Source organism: Paenibacillus sp. TAF43_2 (genome assembly GCF_052113545.1).
In the GTDB taxonomy this organism is placed as follows: domain Bacteria; phylum Bacillota; class Bacilli; order Paenibacillales; family Paenibacillaceae; genus Pristimantibacillus.
Window position 1 is genome coordinate 1 of the sequence record NZ_JBFRDK010000027.1, and the last position, 23,312, is coordinate 23,312.

At 44.7% G+C, this 23,312-nt stretch carries 23 protein-coding genes and 1 pseudogene; 20 read left to right on the top strand and 4 right to left on the bottom strand.

Translation table 11 applies throughout. The features are described 5' to 3' along the window. From AB4Z17_RS08350 to AB4Z17_RS08375, 6 genes are all read left to right on the top strand, one after another. Positions 1–2,693: WIAG-tail domain (locus tag AB4Z17_RS08350; RefSeq protein ID WP_441959210.1), on the top strand; the 2,693-nt coding region annotated here is incomplete at its 5' end. Between the two features lie 213 nt (positions 2,694–2,906). After that, positions 2,907–4,295 (top strand): glycosyltransferase family 2 protein, encoded by a 1,389-nt coding sequence (locus tag AB4Z17_RS08355; RefSeq protein ID WP_441959212.1) that lies wholly within the window; start codon positions 2,907–2,909, stop codon positions 4,293–4,295. A 64-nt stretch (positions 4,296–4,359) separates the two neighbouring features. Then, positions 4,360–4,650: a nucleoside-diphosphate sugar epimerase gene (locus tag AB4Z17_RS08360; RefSeq protein WP_441909183.1), complete on the top strand. Its 291-nt coding sequence runs from the start codon at positions 4,360–4,362 to the stop codon at positions 4,648–4,650. Positions 4,651–4,677: 27 nt separating this feature from the next. Then, positions 4,678–5,022 (top strand): restriction endonuclease subunit S, encoded by a 345-nt coding sequence (locus AB4Z17_RS08365; protein WP_441909184.1) that lies wholly within the window; start codon positions 4,678–4,680, stop codon positions 5,020–5,022. Between the two features lie 8 nt (positions 5,023–5,030). Next, complete coding sequence (locus AB4Z17_RS08370; RefSeq protein WP_441959214.1) at positions 5,031–5,336, top strand: hypothetical protein; 306 nt, start codon at positions 5,031–5,033, stop codon at positions 5,334–5,336. Then, complete coding sequence (locus AB4Z17_RS08375; RefSeq protein ID WP_441886803.1) at positions 5,323–5,568, top strand: hypothetical protein; 246 nt, start codon at positions 5,323–5,325, stop codon at positions 5,566–5,568. Before AB4Z17_RS08370 ends, AB4Z17_RS08375 begins: the two co-directional genes overlap by 14 nt. A gap of 81 nt (positions 5,569–5,649) precedes the next feature. Here AB4Z17_RS08375 and AB4Z17_RS08380 read toward each other — a convergent pair whose 3' ends face one another. After that, positions 5,650–6,657: a ketoacyl-ACP synthase III gene (locus AB4Z17_RS08380; RefSeq protein ID WP_441959215.1), complete on the bottom strand. Its 1,008-nt coding sequence runs from the start codon at positions 6,655–6,657 to the stop codon at positions 5,650–5,652. A gap of 160 nt (positions 6,658–6,817) precedes the next feature. Between AB4Z17_RS08380 and AB4Z17_RS08385 the strand changes: the two genes are divergently transcribed. Both AB4Z17_RS08385 and AB4Z17_RS08390 read left to right on the top strand, forming a co-directional pair. After that, positions 6,818–7,543, top strand: a complete 726-nt coding sequence (locus AB4Z17_RS08385; protein WP_441909190.1) for a YhcN/YlaJ family sporulation lipoprotein — start codon at positions 6,818–6,820, stop codon at positions 7,541–7,543. Positions 7,544–7,775: 232 nt separating this feature from the next. Beyond that, the gene (locus tag AB4Z17_RS08390; protein WP_441959217.1) at positions 7,776–8,915 is read left to right on the top strand and encodes a hypothetical protein; all 1,140 of its coding nucleotides are present in this window, start codon (positions 7,776–7,778) and stop codon (positions 8,913–8,915) included. A gap of 62 nt (positions 8,916–8,977) precedes the next feature. Here the strand turns inward: AB4Z17_RS08390 and AB4Z17_RS08395 are convergent, their stop codons facing one another. Beyond that, positions 8,978–10,057: a glycosyltransferase gene (locus tag AB4Z17_RS08395; RefSeq protein WP_441909193.1), complete on the bottom strand. Its 1,080-nt coding sequence runs from the start codon at positions 10,055–10,057 to the stop codon at positions 8,978–8,980. Between the two features lie 218 nt (positions 10,058–10,275). On the opposite strand from AB4Z17_RS08395, the gene AB4Z17_RS08400 reads away from it, so the two are divergent. Together AB4Z17_RS08400 and AB4Z17_RS08405 are read left to right on the top strand one after the other, a co-directional pair. Continuing rightward, positions 10,276–11,106, top strand: a complete 831-nt coding sequence (locus AB4Z17_RS08400; protein ID WP_441959219.1) for a nucleotide sugar dehydrogenase — start codon at positions 10,276–10,278, stop codon at positions 11,104–11,106. Beyond that, complete coding sequence (locus tag AB4Z17_RS08405) at positions 11,103–11,888, top strand: glycosyltransferase (protein WP_441909197.1); 786 nt, start codon at positions 11,103–11,105, stop codon at positions 11,886–11,888. The genes AB4Z17_RS08400 and AB4Z17_RS08405 overlap by 4 nt, the downstream gene beginning before the upstream one ends. A gap of 30 nt (positions 11,889–11,918) precedes the next feature. Here the strand turns inward: AB4Z17_RS08405 and AB4Z17_RS08410 are convergent, their stop codons facing one another. Continuing rightward, positions 11,919–12,737: a UTP--glucose-1-phosphate uridylyltransferase gene (locus tag AB4Z17_RS08410; RefSeq protein ID WP_441909198.1), complete on the bottom strand. Its 819-nt coding sequence runs from the start codon at positions 12,735–12,737 to the stop codon at positions 11,919–11,921. Positions 12,738–12,968: 231 nt separating this feature from the next. On the opposite strand from AB4Z17_RS08410, the gene AB4Z17_RS08415 reads away from it, so the two are divergent. From AB4Z17_RS08415 to AB4Z17_RS08435, 5 genes are all read left to right on the top strand, one after another. After that, entirely contained in the window at positions 12,969–13,691 is a 723-nt protein-coding gene (locus tag AB4Z17_RS08415) for a sugar phosphate nucleotidyltransferase (protein ID WP_441959221.1), read from the top strand. 186 nt (positions 13,692–13,877) lie between these two features. Next, the gene (locus tag AB4Z17_RS08420) at positions 13,878–15,056 is read left to right on the top strand and encodes a glycosyltransferase family 4 protein (protein ID WP_441959222.1); all 1,179 of its coding nucleotides are present in this window, start codon (positions 13,878–13,880) and stop codon (positions 15,054–15,056) included. A gap of 225 nt (positions 15,057–15,281) precedes the next feature. Then, on the top strand, positions 15,282–16,193 hold the full coding sequence (locus tag AB4Z17_RS08425; RefSeq protein WP_441959224.1) for a CgeB family protein: 912 nt from the start codon (positions 15,282–15,284) through the stop codon (positions 16,191–16,193). Between the two features lie 32 nt (positions 16,194–16,225). After that, complete coding sequence (locus tag AB4Z17_RS08430; RefSeq protein ID WP_441959226.1) at positions 16,226–17,557, top strand: glycosyltransferase family 2 protein; 1,332 nt, start codon at positions 16,226–16,228, stop codon at positions 17,555–17,557. Positions 17,558–17,581: 24 nt separating this feature from the next. After that, positions 17,582–18,661, top strand: coding sequence for a family 6 glucosyltransferase (locus AB4Z17_RS08435; RefSeq protein WP_441959227.1), 1,080 nt, complete (start codon positions 17,582–17,584; stop codon positions 18,659–18,661). Positions 18,662–18,739: 78 nt separating this feature from the next. Here the strand turns inward: AB4Z17_RS08435 and AB4Z17_RS08440 are convergent, their stop codons facing one another. Further along, positions 18,740–19,819 (bottom strand): hypothetical protein, encoded by a 1,080-nt coding sequence (locus AB4Z17_RS08440; RefSeq protein ID WP_441959228.1) that lies wholly within the window; start codon positions 19,817–19,819, stop codon positions 18,740–18,742. A gap of 242 nt (positions 19,820–20,061) precedes the next feature. Between AB4Z17_RS08440 and AB4Z17_RS08445 the strand changes: the two are divergent. The 5 genes and pseudogenes from AB4Z17_RS08445 to AB4Z17_RS08465 all read left to right on the top strand — a co-directional run bounded on the left by AB4Z17_RS08445 (position 20,062) and on the right by AB4Z17_RS08465 (position 23,207). Further along, positions 20,062–20,660 (top strand): annotated as a pseudogene (locus AB4Z17_RS08445) (sugar phosphate nucleotidyltransferase). Between the two features lie 116 nt (positions 20,661–20,776). After that, complete coding sequence (locus AB4Z17_RS08450; RefSeq protein WP_441959229.1) at positions 20,777–20,986, top strand: GDP-mannose 4,6-dehydratase; 210 nt, start codon at positions 20,777–20,779, stop codon at positions 20,984–20,986. Between the two features lie 127 nt (positions 20,987–21,113). Then, positions 21,114–21,908, top strand: coding sequence for an NAD-dependent epimerase/dehydratase family protein (locus AB4Z17_RS08455; protein WP_441959230.1), 795 nt, complete (start codon positions 21,114–21,116; stop codon positions 21,906–21,908). 179 nt (positions 21,909–22,087) lie between these two features. Next, complete coding sequence (locus AB4Z17_RS08460; protein ID WP_441959232.1) at positions 22,088–22,510, top strand: hypothetical protein; 423 nt, start codon at positions 22,088–22,090, stop codon at positions 22,508–22,510. 64 nt (positions 22,511–22,574) lie between these two features. Then, on the top strand, positions 22,575–23,207 hold the full coding sequence (locus AB4Z17_RS08465; protein WP_441959279.1) for a glycosyltransferase family A protein: 633 nt from the start codon (positions 22,575–22,577) through the stop codon (positions 23,205–23,207). Positions 23,208–23,312: the final 105 nt, after the last annotated feature.

A 23,312-nucleotide genomic window follows, 5' to 3' on the forward strand; every position in this document is an offset into this window, starting at 1 on the left:
AGCTGGTCCTAGGCAGTGTAGGCTCGGATCAGTTGTCGGATGGCAGTGTGACGACGACGAAGTTGGTACGTGGCAGCGTGGGTACGGATCAGTTGTTGGATAGTAGTGTGACGACATCGAAGCTGGTACTTGGCAGTGTGAGTGCGGATCAGTTGTCGGATGGCAGTGTGACAACATCGAAGCTGGTACTAGGCAGTGTAGGCTCAAATCAGTTGTCGGATGGCAGTGTGACGACATCCAAGCTGGTACTAGGCAGTGTAGGCTCGGATCAGTTGGCGGATGGTAGTGTAACGAAATCGAAGCTGGAGCTGCGCAGTGTAGGTACGGATCAGATGGCGGATGGCAGTGTAACAAAATCGAAGCTGGTACTAGGCAGTGTAGGCTCGGATCAGTTGTCGAATGGCAGTGTGACGACGACGAAGTTGGTACTTGGCAGCGTGGGTACGGATCAGTTGGCGGATTGCAGTGTGACGACATCCAAGCTGGTACTAGGCAGTGTAGGCTCGGATCAGTTGTCGAATGGCAGTGTGACGACGACGAAGTTGGTGCTTGGCAGTGTGGGGACGGATCAGTTGTCGGATGGCAGTGTGACGACATCGAAGCTTGAGCTAGGCAGCGTAGGTACAGATCAGTTGTCAGATGGAAGTGTAACTACAACAAAGATCGCGTTAGAGAGCATAGGCTCGGAGCAGTTAATGGATGGAAGCGTGACTGCATGGAAACTAGCGTTTGGAAGCGTTGGATCAGAACAGCTTTCTGACGGAAGTGTGACAACAGAGAAACTGGCGTTTGGCAGCGTAGGCTCGAATCAGCTGTTGGACGGAAGTGTGACATCAACGAAGCTGGCATTTGGCAGTGTAAATTCGGAACAGCTGGCGGACGGCAGTGTGACGACATCGAAGCTGGCGTATGAAAGCATAGGTTCGGAGCAACTGGCAGATGGCAGTGTGACAACATCGAAGCTGTCGTATGGAAGCATTGGTTTAGAACAACTGATGGATAGAAGTGTGACATCAGCGAAACTTGCTTATGGAAGCGTTGGTTCAGAACAACTGACGGATAGAAGTGTGACATCAGCGAAGCTTACGTATGGAAGCGTTGGATCAGAACAGCTGACTGACGGAAGTGTGACAACAGAGAAACTGGCGCTAGGCAGCGTAGGTCCGAATCAGCTGATGGACGGAAGTGTGACATCAACGAAGCTGGCATTTGGCAGTGTAAATGCGGAACAGCTGACGGATGGCAGTGTGACGACAGCGAAGCTTGCGTATGGAAGCGTAGATTCAGAACAGCTGATGGGCGGAAGTGTAACATCATCAAAATTGGCATATGACAGTGTAGGTTCAGAGCACTTGATAGACAGAAGCGTGACGACGACCAAGCTAGCATTTGACAGCGTAGGTTTGGAACAGCTGATGGACGGAAGCGTGACATCCGCAAAGCTGGCGAATGGAAGCATTGGTTCAGAACAACTGACGGATAGAAGTGTGACATCAACAAAGCTGGCGTATGGAAGCGTAGGTTCAGAACAACTGACGGATAGAAGTGTGACATCAGCGAAGCTTACGCATGGAAGCGTAAGTTCAGAACAGTTGGCAGACGGAAGCGTGACTACATCGAAGCTGGCTTATGGCAGTGTTGATTCAGAACAGCTGATGGGTGGAAGCGTAACTTCATCGAAACTGGCGTATGATAGCATAGGTTCAGAGCACTTAATGGACGGAAGCGTGACAACGACGAAGCTGGGAATTGGCAGCGTAGGTACGGAACAGCTGACGGACGGAAGCGTGACAACGACGAAGCTGGCGTTTGGCAGTGTAGGTGCGGAACAGCTGACGGACGGAAGCGTGACAACAACGAAGCTAGCGTTTGGCATCGTAGGATCGGAGCACCTGACAGACGGAAGTGTGACAACGACGAAGCTAGCATTAGGCAGTGTAGGTGCGGAACAGCTGGCGGACGGAAGCGTGACAACGACGAAGCTGGCGTTTGGCAGTGTAGGTGCGGAACAGCTGACGGACGGAAGCGTGACAACAACGAAGCTAGCGTTTGGCATCGTAGGATCGGAGCACCTGACGGACGGAAGTGTGACAACGACGAAGCTGGGAATTGGAAGCGTAGGATCGGAGCAGCTGACGGACGGAAGCGTGACGACGACGAAGCTAGCGTTTGGCAGCATAGGATCGGAACAGCTGGCGGATGGAAGCGTAACTTCAGCGAAGCTCGCTCTTGGCAGCGTAGGAACGGAACAAATTGTTCCGGGAAGCATTACCGCAGATTTGTTGGCACCTGGATTACTGCTGAGCAATGTAGAGGGTTCAGCTGCAAATCAAGTAGAGCAGATTGCAGATGGATCAATTACTGGAAGGCATATTCAAGAGCAATCCATTAGTCTTTCAGCACTGCAATTTACACCTGTAATTACTAACGAAAGCCAAGGCATTGTAAAGCAGCAATTTGGGCTTGCGCCTTACAGCTTTGCTGCGCAAGCAGAACAAGTAGAGCTTATCATTCCATTTGATGAGCCGTTCGTGGATAATTATTACGTGCTAACCGTAACGACTGACAACCCGGCTTGCTACGCTGTAGCTCATTCGAAAGCTGCGGATCATGCAGTTATTCTCATCATTCGTACACGCATCAGTCAAGAGCCAGTTGGCCATCTCAACTGGATTGCTATCGGTAAAGGATAAGATGAATTGAAAAGGAGATTGCCTGTAGGTGTAAAACACCAAAGGCAGTCTCTTTTTATACAAAATTTTAAGACAACTCTAGCATTTTGTTGTCGCAGCATTTTATACTCATTCCTTGATTAGCAGTACACTTGCCGTTGCAGATATCTCTTCAAAACATACTATATGATGTTGAAGTAAAAAAGATCAAATGACGGATTGGAGAGGTTATCGATGAGACGCAAAAAAAGACCGGTCCGACGTCTCAAAAACAATGTTAGTTTGCGCAATACAGCGGAAAAAAGAGTAGAGAGATATAGGCTGGGTATGAGTGAAGGCTATGAGGAAGGATTGAAAGCCGGCATTGAAAGCTATGATTCTTGTTTCGAAGGAACAAGCATAATTATTCCCAGTCATAATGAGGTTGAATCGGTAAAAGCATGTATCGAAGGCATTATGGATCATACCGATTTGCCTTATGAAATCATCGTTATAGATAATGGATCTTCAGACGGTATCGAGCATTATTTAAGACAACTAGACGGCCAAGTGCGGTATCGTATTTTAGCAAAATCGGCAGGCTTCACAGGTGCTGCAAATAAAGGTTTAATGATGGCTAAAGGGACGACTATTTTGCTGCTAAACAATGGCATGCGACCGACTGAAAATTGGCTCGACAATCTATTAGTATGCTTGAATAGCGATGCTGGCATCGGAATGGTAGGCCCTGTCTCTATCGGTCTGACTGGCAAACAAAAAATGGAATTTCATTATGTTGATATGGAAGATATGCATGAACTTGCGAGATTAAATAATGCTAGTGATTCATCAAAATGGCATCAAACAGAGCGGTTAGCAAGCAGATGCCTGCTCTTTCGGCGCGAGCTGCTGGAGAAAGTGGGCTTTCTCGATGAAGGCTGCCAAGAGTCGCCGTTTGAAGCAGAAGATTATGGCTTGCGAGTGAGATTGCAAGGATATTCATTGGTTTACGCGCGCGACGCCTACATTCATGCCGAACGAAATGATAAGGAGCTGGCGGAGTATAATGCGAAAGAGTCCGAGGCCCTTGATTCCAAGCATTATTTTATGAACAAATGGAGCCACTTGGATGAGAAGTTTTTGGACCGAGAGGGAACTGACTTTGAACGTCAAGCCAAGCTTCCTGAATGGGAAGCGGGCATTAGACCGAAGCTTGGGGAGTCGGTGTTTTATCCGCAGCAAATGGTCGTAAAAGGTTTTGGAGAAACAAATTATTGGATAGAAGACAGCGTTAGACGGCCCATTCATGGCTTATGGGAGCAGCCAGTTAAACGCGTATCTCAGCTTGACTTGTGTCGTTGGCCGATCGGGGAGCCTATCGAGGTGGATGTAGTCATTTCACGAAAAGGCTCGCTATGTTACGGTGATAGCAACGAACTCCAAAATGGCAGCATTTATGGAAGTGAGAACGGAAGCAGCTTCTATATTGAGAATGGCAAGAAACGTATTATTATGAGTCGCCTTGCTGCCGATGGCTGGGGTTTGCAGCTTGGGCATAAAGAGAAGCTTTCCGAAGCAGAGCTTCGTATGATTCCCGATGGCTTGCCCTTGATCGCACCGATTACGCTTCGTCAAGCATTGTAACAAAAGGGAAGTATCCACTGCTGCGGAGCACGCATATGATGTAGGAGCAAGGAGGGAAAGTACGATGCAAGCTACAATTACGGAAATTATGCAGCATATGTCTCACGGCAATGTACAAATGGCACGAATGCTAGAAGCAGAACGGCATGTAACGGTTCGCTTATCCGAGATCGTGCAGGCGCTTCCAGACGAGCATCCGAATTTAGGAGGTTTATCTGGCATTCTGGAAAATACGCAAGCAGTGGGTCAGAATATCGTTGCATATTTGAATAGTATCGCAGATTTTCAAGAAACGATTGCTGCTCAGCTTACTTATGTCATCCGTGAGCTGAAGGAAGCAGACGGGGAAGAATAGAGAGCAAATAAGGAGGTCTAGCTTGCAATGGATCGTGATCAAGCCTATATGCGAATGCTTAGCTCAACAGCTAATATGCAATGGAATATAGCAATTATGCTGGAAGCCAAAGCGGCTGAGGCAGAGAAGATGCGAGGCTGGATATGTAATCATGTGCATACCAAAACCTTTAACTCGCACCAAACGCAGCTAGGCCAGTCTATTCAAATGCATGATCAGGTGATTGAGATGATCGATGGAATCGCGAAGCTTAATCAAGGGATCGTGTCTATTATGAAGGCCGTGCTGCAGCAAGAGGAAGAAATGTCAGAGAGCTATGGTGATTCATTGTCTTCACTCGGCAAGGGCTTCACCTTTGGTGACAAAAACTGATGGAGACCTTGGGATCTGAACGTGAGGCAAGAGCGGCTTTTTTAGCCTCGCTTGCTAGAAGCCAAGGCGCGCTTGCCCGTATATTAGAAAGTATCGCTGATGTGTCTGATGCTTCACAAGGAACAGTTAAGCTCCTCCGGGACAATGTAAGATCGCTTACCGAACTACAGGAAACGATTGCTGAATCGGTAACAAGCCTTGCTTGGCATAGACGGGTAAAACGGAAGGGTAATCCAACGAAGCCATGGCTACAGCCTGARCTGCCTATTTATGGCGTTTATTGGTCAGGGGGAGAGGGGATTGTTGAACAATAAGAGCAAAACACGGAAAAGTGAAAGTGCACGAAGCCCTCGCAAACGGACAGCAAGAAGAAATACGACAAGCAAAAAAACACTACAACGTAGAAAACAAGTACCGAGGAAACGATTTGCCCATAAGGAAACCGAACGAGCTGGACTTGGGCAAACCTTTAATGATGGCTATAACACAGGGTTTGCAACGGGTTTTGAAGATGGACATCAAGCAGCATACGAGAGTCAACCCTAAATGGCTGTAGAAAAACAGCCCTCTACACCATCGGTTCCAAGCGGAATGTAATCGATGGAGTATAGGGCTGTTTAGCATGTTCTAGAAGGACCAGCGAAGAACGACGCCAGCTTGAGTTAATCCGCCTCCAAAGCCGTATAGGAGCAATAGATGTCCAGGCTTAACGAAGCCGGATTTCACAGCCTCGTCTAGGGCAAGCGGAATGGATGCAGCGGATGTGTTGCCATATTGTTTTATACTCGATAAGGTTTGTTCAAGTGAGAAGCCTGTTCTTTCGCAAAGCGATTCTATAATTCGCATATTAGCACTATGAGGAATAAACCAATTGATTTCTACCGGTGTATATCCACTCTTCTCTAATAGCTGCTGAACACCTTCAGCTACGTGACTAACCGCCCAGCGATATACCTCCCGGCCATTTTGCACGATTAAACCGTTCGTTTGTATATCATGCTCACCAATTGCGGATGCTAAACTGCTGCGATAAAGCAGATGACCACGAGCACCATCTGTTTTGGTATATACTGCTTCGATATCGCCATGTCTGTCATGCGAAGCTTCCATAAGAATTGCGCCAGCCCCGTCGCCAAACAAAATACAGGTCGTACGGTCTGTATAGTCCGTAATTTTGGATAACGTTTCTGCGCCAAGCACTAAAATTTTGCGATGCGCTCCAGATAACAACAAGCCATTCGCTAATTGAATGGCAGCGGCAAAACCAGCACAGGCTGCTTGAATATCAGCTGCACCTGCATGGCTGATGTTGAAGTGCGACTGCACCTGAGAAGCTACGCTTGGGAAGACGGCATCTGGGGTAGAAGTAGCCACGATAATGTAGTCAACATCAGTCACGCTTACGCCGTAGCGTTCAATCATATTATGAACAGCTTCAAAGCATAGATCGCTGGTGAACTGACTGTCTGAGGCGATATGACGCTCCTTGATGCCGGTTCGCTGCATGATCCATTCATCGCTCGTCTCCACAAGCTTCTCCATATCTGTGTTTGTTAAAATCCGTTCAGGAACGTAAGTGCCTATCGCGGTAATGACGGCATTCGATTGAATGGCAGATGGTTTTATTTTGTCCATACAATGTACACTTCCTCTCAAATTAGTACCAAGTACTAGTATCTGATACTAATTTACTTCATCCCTTTTGCTTTGTCAATGCAATGAATAGCGAGTCCCGAAAAGGCGAACGCTAAGGAAGGGTCAGGTGCCTAAACAAAACAAGTTGGAGGATGGCTAAATGCGCAAACAAATCGTTGCTTTGTCTGCAGGTGTGTTGCTAAGCACAATGCTGGCAGGCTGCATGGAAAATCACGGTGAGCTTGGAAATAAAGACATCCGCTCGAACAGTATCCGTTATGATGCAAATGGAAATTTATTAAAAAATAAACGATTCGCCGATGACCAAATGAATGAGAAGAATCGAGTAAATGGACGCAGGCTAAACAGCAATAACGTCATCGGCTCGCATAAAAATTATAGAATGCAAATGAATGAAAAAATGGCTAAGGAAATCACAGATTTAGGTGTAGTCAAATCTTCATATGTGATGATAACCGACCATAATGCATACGTTGCTGTTTCATTAGATGAGATTCAGCCTAAGGTTGAATCCAAAATGCTAAGTCGCACAAATAGTGGTTATATGGGGAATGAGGGCGTGGAGATTAGTCGGCGCATGAGCACCCTGTCTACAGGAAACCATATGCTTACGGCGCAAGTAAAGGAACAAATTGCGAGTAAAGTGAAGCAATTAAATCCGAGCATTGAACATGTATATGTGTCAGCTAATCCTGATTTTGTTGGGCGGATGAATGCGTATATGAATGATGTGAAGCTTGGGCATCCTATACAAGGCTATATTGCAGAATTTAATGCGATGGTCGAACGAATTTTTCCAGCGCAGCCTATAGAAAATAAGATGAAGAGCAAAAGTATCAAAGATAGGCGCATGATTTACGACTAAAGGGCAGGTAATCGTAATGAAAATACAGAAACGGCTGGAGGGTTTCAATCTCTGAGCCGTTTTTATTTTGGAATGGCAATGGGTAAAACTATCAGATAATCTTCACCCTATATTTAGACGTATACTAGGGTTTCCTATGAAACAAGGCAATCATAGGATATGACAGGAGAGGAGATGGTCGTACTGCCATGAATGATAATAGACTAGTTATAGCTAGATTGGGAGAGGCATTATGATTTTTGGTACGGTTATACATGCAGAGCATACAGCCAAAGCGATAATGATGGCCAAATCCATTAAGAAACATATTCCTAATGGCAAGGTTATCATTGGTGTGATGGAGGAAACTATGCCTAATGCCGCTGTTGGCTGTCCTTGTTTTGATGAGGTCGTGCTCATGAAAGATATGGATGCATATTCCAATATGAAAAAGTTTTTTTTCCAGTACACTCTTCAAGAAGCACAGCGGGCTTGCAAGGCTTTATTGGTGAACTATATATACAAAAAGTATACAAATGAGATAACTATCCATTACTTGGATGCGGATACATGGGTCATTTCGCCATTTGAAGAGCTTGCAGACGGTTTTAATCAGCATCCTATTACTTTGATTGGAAAAGTCATTGATCCTGAGTTTCTGGATTTGGACTGGTTGACGGATGTTAGGAAAAACGGGATCTATGATTCAAGCTTTATGAGCTTTAAACGTCATTCTGTTACGGAAAGCTTCCTGAAATGCTGGCTCAAGCTTAGTGAAAATAATTGTTATTATGATCAGGCGATCCATAATTTTATTGATCAAGGATGGCTGGATCAATCGCACACACTCTTTGATGGTGTCTTTTCCTTGCGTGATGCGGGTTATCAGGTCTCTCACAGCAACCTTATGGAGAGATGGGATATATCAAAAACAGCCCCTCAAACGTATTCCATTGGTAATAAACCACTGCGCTCCATTCGAATATCCAATAATTTTGAGCTAGCGATTTCATGGATCGAGCATGAGAAGGGGCAGCTATACGGAGAACTAATCGAAAAATATAAAAATGAATGGATAGAAGTAGAACGAAATACAGCGGCGAGCTCAACCTGGAGCTATAGTCACTTCACTAGCGGAGAAGTGATTGCAGATCAAACGAGAGGTAAGTTTCGCATGCATTACTATGACAATTCTGAAGTTGAAAATCCATTTTTGCTTTCAAATGGGTACTTTCATTCAGAAGCGTTCAGTACGGATGAGATGGATCAACCGATTCCGTTTTACGCGGACGAACCAGATCGGATAAAGCATCGAAACATGATGGTTAAGAAGAGAAGAGCTCGGCGCAAGCTAAGGAAGTCTATCCGTAAAAAACGTCGTCGTTCGTATTGAGATATGCCTCAAATGAAATGAAAAAAATGCACCCGTTAGCCTAGGTGCATTTTTTTGCATTCTTATTTATTTAATCTTGCACGATGCTTCGTGTAACCAAAGTTTGCTTCAACATATTGAATCGCTCTTCTCACTTGCCTCTCGTAAAGTTCGGAGCTTGACATCAACCGATCGATTTCATTCGTTACATTGGARGGTTCAGCATAAATGGCGGCTTCACCAAAAAGCTCCTTGTAGCTTGGCGGAAGAATAACCGGCACGCCAGCAGCCATCGCCTCAAAAATAACTCGGCCAAATGCTTCGACACAATTGGGATGCGTATAGTAAACAAAGACGTCGAGTCCTGCCAAAAAAGACTTTGGCGAGCGTTTTCCAAATCCAAGCACATGCCAGTTTTGAGGCAGCTTTCCTAATATCCGACGCGGTGTTCTAGCACCGCCAAGAATGTGTATTTCATATTTTGATGAAGCGGGATAAATTTTTAGAAGATCTGCTCGATTGGAAGGCCATTTCACATAAGCATCTCTGGAGTGTCTGCCTATTTTGATCACGCCTCTGTGAGAAGGACGGTTTTTCCGTCTCCATTCCCTCGTATTAATGATGTTGACCCAATCTGCAGAAGCCAATTTAATGTTCTTCAAATCACCTGCATGGTGCTTAAAAAGCGTTTTTCTTACTTGAGGGCCGATTGGATGCCATGTACTGGATTTTCCGAAAAATTGTTTGACCCGCTGTTCGCAGCGACTAATGTTATAAACTAACCGGCCGTATCTGCCATAATCCTTTCTTGGGGTTTGATTGACGATGACGTGTATTCTCTTTGCCGATACGTTCGGTTTATATCTTCTTCTTACATGAAGAATTCGGGGATGTCTAATAATTAGAGTATTACAGGTAGCTCTGGCAGTTGTATTCAGCATTCGAATGCTCCGCCCATCGACCATACGCTTGATTTTGGGGTTAATTGTACTGGTTTTGCTTCTTGGCTGGCCGGACATGTGAATCAGCCCTGTTGTTAAGCCTGCTCTTTTTTGAGCTTTCATTTCTTCTATGTTGGATGAGGTTGTTCCACCCGGCAATCTAAAGTCAGACATCATAATGACGTCAAAATGTCTGCTGCGCTTGCGGTATTTTCCAGCCATATCGTTACCCCTCTCGAAGCATTTACTTGCTGCAGATTATCGATAGCATATGCGGCATTTGAAAGGAAGGCATAAGGCGAATGCAAGGGAAGCGGAAAATTGGGTTGTAATCAAGGTGGCTGCATTTTGTATCCAAACTGTCCAAACTGTTAATAAGTTGTTTCATATACTATCTAAGCTGATTAAAAATTACTAGAGAGAAGGCGAGAGATTAGAATATGAGCGATTTGCATAATCATAACGCGATTGAAATGCAGAGTACGGTAGCTATTGTGGGGCTTGGTTATGTGGGTCTGCTACTTGCTCTGCTTTTTGTTCGTAAGGGGTTTAACGTTGTTGGAATTGATTTGGATAGAAGAAAAGTAGCGTCGATTCAATCTGGAAAAAGCTATATAAACGAAATAAAGGATCAGGATATTTTTTTCATTAATGAAATGGCTTTAATATGCGATGCAATCCATTTGAATGTCTGGGAAATTATAGAGGCAGCCAGTACGAAGCCGTTTGGATACAACACGTTTTATCCCGGGCCTGGAATTGGCGGTCACTGTATTCCGGTGGATCCCTCGTATTTAGCATGGAAGCTGAAGCAGCATGGCATTACTTCTGATTTTATTCACATTTCAAATACAATTAATGATGGAATGCCGCTATATATTACACAGCAGCTTGAACATTATTTGGCGCCTAAACCGCTCTCGGAAACGAGAATTATGATATATGGAGTAGCCTATAAGCCAGATATAGCTGATTACAGGGAATCAGCGGCTATTGGTTTGATTCAAAGTCTTCATCTAAAAGGTGCGGATGTAGTTTACCATGATCCATACGTACCATCGCTGCAAGTTGGTGAGCATAAGCTTGTTAGCTTGGCGCTAAGCGCAGAAACACTTTCAAATACAGATTGCGTTATCATTGCTACCGATCATACTTCTTTGCCGCTGGAACTTGTTTTGGAGCATGCTCCGTTTGTATATGATACCCGAAATGTAGTCAAAGGGATTACGGGCAAATCAAGAATCGTCACGCTCGGAGGCGGCGGATCATGAGAGTATCACTAGCCGTTTATGACCGAGTAAGGAGGCACGATGCAGCCGGCATGGAAAAGGAGCATTTTTCCGGTCAGGGGAGGATGACCTCAGGTGTAACCATAATTACAGCAACGAATAAACCCCTCTTTATGCAAAATCTATTCACTAACTTCAAGCGTCAGCAGTGGAGGGTGAAGGAGATGATCGTGCTGCTCAATAACGATGGCATGAACATTGAACTTTACAAAAAACAGGCCAGCAGCTTTGGAAATGTATCGATATACAAGCTGCCGGCCAAATGGTCGCTTGGGAAGTGTTTAAATTACGGCATTAGCAAAGCCCAATATGAGATTATAGCCAAATTCGACGATGATGATTATTACGCTCCGAATTATTTGACTGAGGCGATGCTGCGACTTGAAAAGACGGAAGCGGATCTGATAGGGAAAAATAAGTTTTATATGTACTTTAAGCATTCTTCAAGGCTGATGCTTGCAACGATGCCTAGTAAAAATAGAGTAGCAGGAGCGACGATGCTGTTTAAAAAAAAGCTGTATCCGGACGTTTCTTTCAAACATCTTCGAAAGGGAACGGATATGAGGTTTCAGAAGGACAGCATCAAAAAAGGCTATAAGCTGGCTTTCACAAGTCCCAGCCATTTTGCAGCAATTAGAAGATCCAATCAAAAAATGCATACATGGAAGGTTACCAAAAAAACGATTCGATTGCTTCGTGCCAAAAAGATTGCGCAGACGAAGCCATACCGAAGCATAGTCAATCAGACCAGCAAACAAAAATAAGGATGGCAGCGGCCTATCCTTATTTTTACTTTATTGCTTCAGTTTTTTATGGAGCTGGTATGCACGTTGTTGAATTTTCAAGTAGTCATGCTCGATGCTCGTATCGTACCAGCGTTCCTTGTATACATATCCGATCGCTTTGCGTGTCATGCCCATCTGATTTAAAGCATCGGTTAATTGAATCTCTCCGCCTATTCCGGGTTTCGTTGTTTTTAATAATTCGAAAATACCAGGTTCAACAATATATCTGCCCATGACCGCTAGCTGGGACGGAGGATCATATGCCGGCTTCTCTACTATGGAAGCGACCTCGTAAATTCGGCGCTGAACTTGAACAGCAGACGCCACGCCGTATTGGGACAACAGCTTGGGGTCAACCGATTGCAGTCCAATGACATTGGTTCTGTGCTTCTCGTAGTTTCGAATCAATGGTAGGAGTAAAGAGTTTTGATGCAGGTTTATTTGATCCGGCAGCATAACAGCAAAGGGCTCGTTTGCAGCAAATGATTGTCCAAGCGAAACGGCATGACCTAGACCTAGTGCTTCATATTGTCGAATATATTGAATATTGACTTTGGCGGGAGCAATGATAGGCAGCATGCTTTCTTTGTGAATCATACGCAAATGAGCCTCCAGCTCCATCGAACGGTCAAAATAGTTCATAATTTCTGTCTTATTGCGAGATAATATAATTAAAATGTCGGTAATTCCTGCATCGACTGCTTCTTTAACTACATAGTCGATTGCGGGTCTGTTTCCAATGGGAAACAATTCTTTGGGTATAGCCTTGGTTATGGGTAAATTGCGAATTCCATAGCCTGCGGCAGGAATGATCGCTTTTCGAATCAATTGCATCACCTCTAGTTTTGAATGTCTCTCTAAATCTAGTTTATTAATAAAATATAGATTTGAAGCTTGTCCATCTTAAAAAAGGCAACCGTACAAGCCCCTTTATCGTTATGATTTTTGATCAACATCGTCCAAATCTTAGCGCATGTGGTTATCCATCCACTCTTAAATCTTTTAAATTCATATACTTATAAGGGAGTTTCAGTAGAGTGAGGGGAGGTGGACTGCTGGATGAAAGGCGTTATACTGGCTGGCGGGTCAGGCACGAGACTTTATCCGCTAACGAAATTTATGAACAAGCATCTATTGCCAGTCGGAAAGCATCCTATGATATATTATGCGATTAAAAAGCTGGCGGATGCAGGGATTAGAGATATTTTGCTCGTTATAGGAAAACAATCAGCAGGCTTGTATGTTGATTTTTTGGGGAGCGGCCACGAATGGGGCGTTAATCTCGTTTTTAGAGTGCAAGATCAGTTTGGCGGTGTTGCCGAGGCATTGGCTTTGGCAGCTGGGTTCGTATCTGCGGATGAAAAATTTGTCGTTCTGCTAGGAGACAATTTGTTCGAGGATTCATTATCTGAATATATGGTTTCTTTTGAAGCATCATCGGAAGAGGCGAAGGTATTACTTAAGAGAGTAGCTGATCCAGAAAGATTTGGCGTTCCGAGAATGGAAGGCGGGCGTATTGTATCCATTGAGGAGAAACCTTCGAATCCCGGATCTAATTATTGTGTAACAGGTATTTATATGTACAACGCTGATGTTTTTAATGTAATTAAGACACTGCGCCCTTCGGGGAGAGGGGAGCTTGAAATTACCGATGTAAACAACTTTTATGCGGCGAGGGGGGCGCTCAAGCACAGCATCTTGAAAGGGTGGTGGCATGACGCGGGTACGTTCACTTCGCTGCAGGAAGCGGGATTGCGTCTAGCGGATGAGAAAACAGAATAGTAGGCCAGCTAGACTGCGACATTACCTGTGTCCCAGTCTATTTTTTTGCAACGACTAGGAGTGATGAAACTTCATGGTAACAGACGCCGTGGCGGTAAAAAGGATCAAACATACTATGAGATAGGGTTGAATGCATAGAGTCACCAATTATACCGCCATTACAGATAAAAGGGAGGAAAAAAGATTATGAAATTCAAAAATCTTAAGGTCCGACCTAAGATGATGCTGAAGCCAAAAAGGAGAATTGGTAGAAAAAGCCGCTTGGTCAAAAATGGAAGGAAAGATTGGCGGGCAGGATCGATAAGCAGCCAGTCAGAAGGCTACAAAGCTGGATGGAAAGACGGCTATCGTGRTGGCCGCTGGATTGCTGTAGTAGGCGGTGTCTGTAAGCCGAAAATTGCATACGTCATCCCAGGATGCTCCATTTCCGGTGGTGTAGCGGTTATTCTTCAGCATGCCAACCGATTGAAGCAGCGCGGTTATGATGTCGTTTTAGTTTCCCTGGATGGAAATACGCAGGTTAGCTGGCATCCTGTTGAGGTGCCCATCGTCACAGAATCCCGCGCTCCTGCGGATCGTGATATTGTGATTGCGACCTTTTGGGCTACACTCGGCGCTGCAAGAAGAATAGAAGCGAAGAAACGCTTTTATTTCATTCAATCGGATGAATCCAGATTTTATTCGCCATCGTCGGAGCAATCGAAGCTGGCCTATCAAACGTACAAAACGAATGATTTTACGTTTCTGACGATGGCAGGCTGGCTGCAGCGCTGGCTGCAGCGTACGTTTAATAAGCAAGCGATCTATATCCCTAACGGACTCGATACCTCACTTATGTATGAGGCAGAGCCGCTTGCACCAAAAGGCAACAAGGTTAGAGTATTGCTGGAGGGCCCTATTAACGTTCCTTACAAAGGAATGAGCGATGCTTTTGCGGCAGTGCGAGATTTGAACTGTGAGGTTTGGTGTGTCAGCTCGTCGGGGCGTCCCGCTGCATCTTGGCGCTGTGACCGTTTCTTTGAGAGTGTATCCTATGAAACGATGAAGCATATTTACTCTAGCTGTGATATTTTGCTCAAAATGAGCAGGGTTGAAAGTTTCCTCTATCCTCCACTTGAGATGATGGCTTGCGGAGGAGTTCCAGTCGTTGCTGATGTAACGGGGACGGATGAATATCTGGTCAATCATTATAATAGTTTGGTCATTCCAAATGACATTAGATCAGCAGCGAATGCAGTACAAAGTTTGATAGCAGACAAGTCTCTGCGCGAACACCTAAGAGCTGGCGGGAGCGAGACGGTAAAGAAGTGGGAATGGGATCGAAGCATAGATTTATTGGAGCAGGCACTAATTAGAAATGTATAGAGAGTATTCGTTACAGAAAGAGGTGAGATACTTCTGAAGCAGAAACGGAAAATAAACATTTCAGCAGCAAGCGAGTGGGATGCGGGACGCGAATCTGGCTGGAAGCATGGTTACCATGTGGGTACCTGTGAGGCGTTAATTCAGAAAATACCGCGGTCCGCAAGCCTGCTTCGATCTCTGCGAGTATTATATGTTCGCGCGGGATTAAGAGGCCCTTTTCCAGATATGGATCAGGCGGTTACGGATGCTCTCAGAGGTATGGTCAGCGAGCTGATCATCGCATCTCCATCAGATAATCTTATTGATCTGGCAAGCAGGAGAAGACCGGATTTAGTGCTGGTACTGCATGGCACTCAGGTGCCAGTCCACCAAATTAAAGGCATTCGTTCGATCGGTGTTAAAACAGCGATATGGCTCGTCGATGAGCCCTATGTAACCGATGTTACAACGGTCATTGCCCCGCAGTATGAATGGTTATTTACCCATGAGCTGGCTGCTATTCCAATCTATCGGCAGCTCGGCTGTCAGGTTCATTATTTGCCGCTGGCAGTTAACCCAGCCGTGTATAAGCCAAAATATGTACCCGCTCATTATCAAAGCGATATTTGCTTTATTGGGAATGCCTTTCATAACAGAGTCAGATTGATAGATCGAATTGCTCCTGCACTAGCACAGCGCGATACAAGAATTATCGGTTTGTTCTGGAAAAGGCTTAAGCGTTACAAAAGCCTAAGCAAAGGCATTCGCATTTCTTGGATCAGCTCAGAAGAAGCAGCGAGCTATTATAATGGCGCCAAGATTGTCATCAATATTCATCGTTCCCATGACGACAAGGTGCATAACAAAAATAGCCGCAACCTTCCCGGCTTGTCGATCAACCCTCGTACGTATGAAATTGCGGCTGCCGGAGCTTTTCAGCTTACAGATGTTCGTCAGGACTTAAGCGGTTTTTATGTTCCTGGAACGGAGCTTGAAACGTACTCTTCACCAAATGAGCTGGCTGATAAAATTGCATATTACCTGCAGGACGAGCAAAAGAGAAATCAAATCGCATTAAGAGGATTTATAAAAACGCTGGAGCAGCATACCTACGAGAAGCGGCTCAGCCAGCTGCTTCAAATCGTCTTTCCATCATGATAGCTAAAAAAGATCGTGGGAGGTGAACCGAGATGCGCAAGCGATATCCGCGCAGGCGTATAAAAGCAGTCCGTAAAATAAAGCGAATCAACTTTCAAGCGAGCTATGCGGCTGGTTATCGGGATGGCAGGGCGAGTGGAGCAGCAAGCTATCAGCAACCTTTTGAAGGCACAAGCATTATTATTCCAACCTATAACCAGTTGAACTATTTACGAAATTGCATAGAGAGCATTCATAAATATACGCCGCAGTCTTACGAAATCATCATTATTGATAATGGCTCAACGGACGGAACGGCTGCCTATTTAAAGTCGCAGGCAGGGCGATTGCGCTATAAAATTTTTCAAGAGAACTTAGGTTTTTCCGGCGGCGTCAATCAAGGCCTGATGATGGCAAAAGGTACGTCGATTCTCATTCTTAACAATGATACGATCGTGACGAAAAACTGGCTGTCGAATTTATTGTCGTGCTTGAACAGCAACCCATCGATTGGACTTGTTGGTCCGGTAACCAATTATTTGTCGAATGATCAAAAGATTGATGTCAGCTACAAAAACATGAAAGAAATGCAGCAGTTTGCCCAAAATTACAATCATATTAACCCGGTACGATGGAGAAAAACGAATGCCATAATGGGCTTCTGCTTGCTTTTATCCAGAGAGGTGCTTCAGAGAGTCGGGTATATGGATGAGGGATATGTCATTGGGACCTGCGAGGATGTAGACTTTTATCTTCGGATACAATTGCTTGGTCTCGATCTAGTTATTGCGGAGGATACATTCATCCATCATTATGGCAGTGTGACGATGCGTTCGTTTCTGGATGCTTCCTTGCTTAATAACGCTTTTTTTCGTGAAAAATGGGGCGACTGGGATCAGATCAGAAGGCTGGAGGCGGTAATGAATTCGGCATCGCCTAATGAAAAGAGAAAAGGAACAAACTTTTACCCTAGCCATATCGTTGTTAAAGGAACCGATTCGAATGTCTATTGGGTAGAAAATGGATATCGATATATCGTGCGTTCTTCAGACTTAATGCATGTGGATGCAGTAAGATTGCCGCAGCTTGATTTATGGAACTGGCCGATAGGAGGAGACATTTCGATTGCAGTGCTGCAGCAGAGAATAGCTGCATTATCGACGCTCACCACCAATTTCGCTGAAGGCAGTTTAGTGAAAACGCAGGACGGCGAAATGTACCAGATTATACAGGGCAAGCTGCACCGGATGACGACAAAATATGCTTATAAGGCATGGGGACTGGAGCAGCGTTATGTTCGTCCTTTAACGCAAGCCGACAAAAACCAGTATTCGGAAGGCTTCCCTATTATAGCTCCTCCGATCATTAAGGCTAATAATATATAATTTCAAGTTTAGGAGGACGGCAGCATGCTGACGAAACGAAAAAAAAGTACAGCTATTAAAAAAACGAGCGTAAAAAAAACGTTGAAAACCGGCGGGAAATTAAGCAGCCGCAAAAACAAATATGGTGTAAAAAAAGGGAAAAGGCGCGGTAAAACATTAAAAAAGGGTTTGAGGAGCGGTACAAGAGGGAGAAAAAGAAGCGGGCCGTTTCACACGGGTTATGAGCAAGGGTATAGAGAAGGGCATTCGAAAGGTTTTGAGGATGCGCATCAAGAGTCTTATATGACCAATCAAGGTGCTGTCCTCTCGCAAGCACAGCCAGAAAGCGCAAATGCATCACCTTATCTGACTACACAAATGCCGAGTGAAGCGGAAATTGCGAGCGTAGCCGGATCTCGAATCGGGATTCTTTATATATGCACAGGGAAATACAGTATTTTCTGGGAAAACTTCTATCGGAGCTCCGAAGCTTATTTCTTGCCGGGCTACCAGAAAAACTATTATGTATTCACAGATGCCGAGCACATCGTTGATGAAGAGAGATCGAACATTTTGAAGATTCCTCAGGATAATCTTGGATGGCCGGGAAATACGCTGCTGCGATATGCGATGTTTAGAAACGTGGTGCATCAGCTGCAGCAGGAATGTGATTTTGTATTTTTCTTTAATGCCAATATGCAATTCGTTGATGTCGTAAGAGAAGAAATATTGCCAATTCACGAGGGCATCGTTGCGGTCCAGCATCCAGGCTTCTACAATAAAGCGCGCCACGAGCTTGATTATGAGAAAAATCAACAAAGCTTAGCCTATATTCCGGAGGGCGCAGGAAGCTACTACTTTATGGGTGGGTTGAACGGCGGCCGAACGGAGCACTATACGAATCTCATTCGTGTTCTGGATGACAATATTAGAACAGATATGAATAATGGGATCAATGCCGTTTGGCATGACGAATCGCATTTAAATAAATATTTAATCGACAAGTCTCCTAAAGTGATGAATCCATCCTATGGTTACGTGGAGGGCCAGCAGCTTCCGTTTCCAATGAAAATATTAATTCGCGATAAAAACAACTTCGGCGGCCATAGCTTTTTGAGAAGCTAGCGGCATAAAAAAACGTAAGCGGTTCGGATTTTTCCGAGCTGCTTACGTTTTTTTGTGGATGAATGATAGGAACAGCGATTAAAAGATGTCTACCTGCTCGTGGCATGCGGCTGGGATATAGTTTGCATATTTGTTTACGTTTATACGATCACCGTTCTCAAATAGCAAAGCAAGCTCTTGCGGCGAGAATTCCTTATTGCTTCCTGCGCGGTTGGCATACACATTTTGAACGACGTTGAGCGGGTTGCAAAACGCTAAGGATACTTCGCTGCATGCTAGAAACTGGCGTCCCTCAGACAGCTCCTGCGCACGTCCTGCCATACATCCTTCAAGCGTATTGGGGTTGGAGAAATCCAAGTTTCTCAGATGCGAAAGAAGATTAGTTGTGCGGTATACCGAGCTGGAAACTTCAAGCGGATAGCCGAATTCATACTGCGCCGATGTCCAGTCAAACTTGCGATAGCCATACTCGATAATGTGATGCCATGGAATAGACTGTTCGGCACTCATCGTATAGCAGTAACGGATGTTTGGTCCCAGCCTTAAGGAAAAGCCAATCAAATCGTTGTGCGCAGCTAATGTGTTCATGACGGACTGCAGCGTGAAATCGCGAACGAACAAGCAATCATCCACGATGAATAGAACATAGGCATAGGGTTCCATCGAAGCGATAACCTGCTCTTTGAATTGCTCCTCTTTAATAAATTGCACCATCGGGTATTCGTTTTTGAGTCGTTCATATTGTGATTCATAAAAATCGCTCGATGTCTTGTAAAGGACCTTCATGTGAAAATTGGAAATATCCAGGGCATGCAAGTAAAGCGATCGCAGGGCTGCATCCAGCTGGAGGGCTCGATCCTTGCTGAAAATAATACCCGTCAGCGGTATTAAAATAGGCGCTGCCCCTCCGTCGCTTGGCTGTTCAACAAGAGAAGAGGCAGGAGCAGTAGGAGCTATTGGAGCAGCTGGTGCTTTACGGGCGAGGATGCCGCGCTTCCATCCTCTTGCTCGTTTGTTTATTCGATTTGACCGCAGCAGCTTCTTTCCCTTGCGAGAAGCTCTGCGACGCGTATTTGCGGACGTACGATTTATTTTTTTAGTTTGTCGTTTCATCTGCTTATTCGCAGCTTGTTTTCGTTTGACAACGGTTTGAGACAAGCGTTATCCCTCCTTATTTTCAAGAAACCTCGTTCAATGTATTCTATGTCGATAATTTGGCATGGTACGGGCAATTGATAGGCAAGGAGCGCCTGTATTCCATTGCTTAATCGCATCTATTAAATTTTCACAGACTGGGTATTCACTAGAACAACAAACTATCGAATAAATAAACATAGGAAGATGGCAAAGTATATTTGAGAGAAAGAGAGGATGTTTCTATGCGGTCGATAGATAAAAATATGAAAGTGGTCATTCTAGCAAGCGGGTTCGGCACTAGAATAAGCGAGGAGTCGCTCATGAAGCCAAAACCGATGATCAACATTGGGGATAAGCCAATCCTATGGCATATCATGCAAACCTATGCGCATTACGGCTTTACGAATTTTGTGATTTGTTTGGGCTACAAAGGTTATTTCATCAAAGAATATTTCTATCATTATTTTTGCATCACTCGGATGTGACCTTTGATTTATCGAATCGAAACGAAATGACAATTCATGAATCTTCCATTGAACCGTGGAAAATCACGCTGGTCGACACCGGCAAAGAAACGATGACGGGCGGCAGGCTAAAACGAGTTCATCCATATTTAGGAAACAAGACTTTTATGCTGACGTACGGCGACGGGAGCTGGAATAATTCAGGTTTTTTCGTAATGGAACCGCAGCTGCTTGATTATATTGAAGGCGATCATACAAATCTGGAGATGGACTGCATGCAGAAGATAGCTAATGATGGACAGCTTATGGCTTATAAGCATGAGGGGTTCTTTCAGCCGATGGACTGCTCGAAGGCGCAGCGGCGCTTAGGCTGGAAGCCAAGATGGACCCTTGATTAGGCGCTGAATAAGGTGGTTGAGTGGACGCTTGCCTATCAAGGCAACGAAGATATTCGGCAGGTTTGTTTGAAGCAATGGCATGAATATGCAGGGAAAACAAGCTGGGGGGGAGATCGATGATAGAAAAAAATTCCCGTGCAGCCTTAACCGCTTTAGTCACCGGAGCCATGGGTTTTATTGGCTCACACCTCGTGCGAAAGCTTTTGGCGGAAGAATGGAAGGTGCACATTATCGCTAGAAATGAATCGAGCCTTAAGCAACTGGAGGATGTCCAGGGTGCTATCATCATACATCGGCCACAGTTACTTATGCGCCAAGACAGGTAGAAGAGATGCTGACAAGCAATATTATTTTCGGTACGCAGCTAGTGGAGGCGATGTTGTCGCAGCACGTTTATGCATTCATTAAAACGGAAACCTTCTCACAGCATTTTGATAATAAAAAACCATTTCGTTGCTGCTGAAGGCTGGAAAGGAACATAAACCGCTTGCGATGTCACCTGGAGAGCAGCTGATTGATATTGTACACATTGATGATGTTGTTGAAGCTTATATGCTCGCAGCCCAGCAGCTGCTAAATGATGGGGCAGTTAAGAACGAGGTTTATTCCGTTTCTTCACAGCAGCCCATTCCACTAAAGGAGTTAGCGAGCATTATTGAAAAAATAATGGATATACCGTTACAGGTGAATTGGGGAGGACGACCCTACCATCCGCGAGAAATTATGATTCCATGGAACAAGGGGGTAACCGTGCCGAAGTGGAAGCCAAAAATAACATTAGTGGAGGGAATTAAAAGATTAATTTGCCTGAACGGGAATTTATATCTAAAAATAAGCATTACGCTGCCTGTACTCAATAAAGAAGCTACGATTGTTCCCCTAATAGCGGAGCTGCACCGTGCTGTGAGCGAATATAAAAATGCTGAACTCCGAATTATTTTCGATGGCTGCTACGATCAAATCGAATATGTGGTGAAGCAATTTTTTCAGACCGTTCAAGTGGATTACAGTATTGCTTATGAAACGACGCCTAACATTTTTGAGATTAAAACGAACAACATCGGCTTAAAAAAATCATCCAGTGATTTGGCCCATTACGATACAGGGATGAGCAGGATGTTCCAGGAGGTGATGGAGCGAAATACGAATATTTTTTATGCAAGATGGACGCCGAGTACAAACAAAGATTTTGCATGGATTCATCTAACTCGCGTTGATGGATCACAGGTTAGAAGGAAGTGGTCATAAAAGATTTATTTAGTAAGCTTTGCCTCGCCGGAATTTCAATCCTATCAAGATAGACTAAATTCGACTGCTCTGCAATTCGGCGTTGATCGTGTCATTTCATATCATCCAAGCGATCTCGAAGGAAAGGCTTTTGCTCGTAAGAATACAGCAATTTTGCAGCATGAGAAAGGCTTTGGCCTATGGTGCTGGAAGCCGTATATTTTACTGGACTCTTTATCGAAAATGGAAGAAGGAGCGCTAGTGCTGTATTCGGATGCGGACACGCACTGTATCCAAGCTGGACAAAAAGAGACAGCTTCGTGCTCATGCAGTGCGACAGCTCAGGTTATTGGGAAGCGGAGCAGGTTTGGGCTGGATTTTTTATGTTTTACAATAATGAGAAAAGCAGAAGCCTATTAGAAGAATGGCTGTTTTATTGCGAAGATTATAAAGTGATTTCGAATGCTGAAAATAGCAGCGTCCTGCCGAACTTCCCGGAATTTATCGATCATCGTTACGACCATTCGATTCTTTCGCTGTTGACGGTTAAATACAGCTTGCCGGTGACAAAGGATATGTATCATTACTTTATGCTGCCAGACAGGAAAGTTACACCAGAATGAAAGGAGCTTGCCCGATGAATGTGAAGGTCAGCATAGTAATCCCGTGCTTTGATAGGGTAGATTTATTGAACAAACCATCGATTCTTGCTTAGCTTCTTCCTATTCGGAGATTGAAGTAATCGTCGTGGATTATGGATCAACAGAGCCAGCGATGATTGATCTATTAAATCGTTTAAATAAGCCAAAAACGAGAGTCATTCATGTGCAGACGAATATCGGTCTGCCGTATGGACGAAACGTTGGCATACACGAAGCAAGAGGGAAATATATATTGCCCCTTGATGCGGACGATAAAATACAGCCTACTTTAATAGAGAAGGCTTACCGTATATTAGAAGCGAGACCGGAGGCTGGCTTCGCGACTGTCGGCTTGGAGTATTTCGGCGATCAATCGTGGGTTTGGATTCCGCCTGAATTTGATTTTAACCGCTTGTTCTCAGAAAATATTGTTTGTGTCACCTCGCTTGTTCGCAAAAGTGCTTGGTTATCAGTAGGCGGTTACAATGAAGCGATGATACACGGCTATGAGGATTGGGATTTCTGGATTTCGTTATGCGAGCGGGGCTGGCGTGGGACTGCCATTCATGAAGCCTTGTTATTATATCGGCGTCATGGCCATTCGTTGTCCTATGATGCGGGACAGAAGCATGCGATGATTGTTCAGCAAATACGAGCGAATCATCCGAGATTATACTGAAACAGCGACATGGTTGAAAGAACGATGAAGATGCCCTAAGGCTTTTGTCCAAACCATCTGCATCTATCATTCATTGTATAGTAGTGAGTGTGTAGAAGGAGGCGG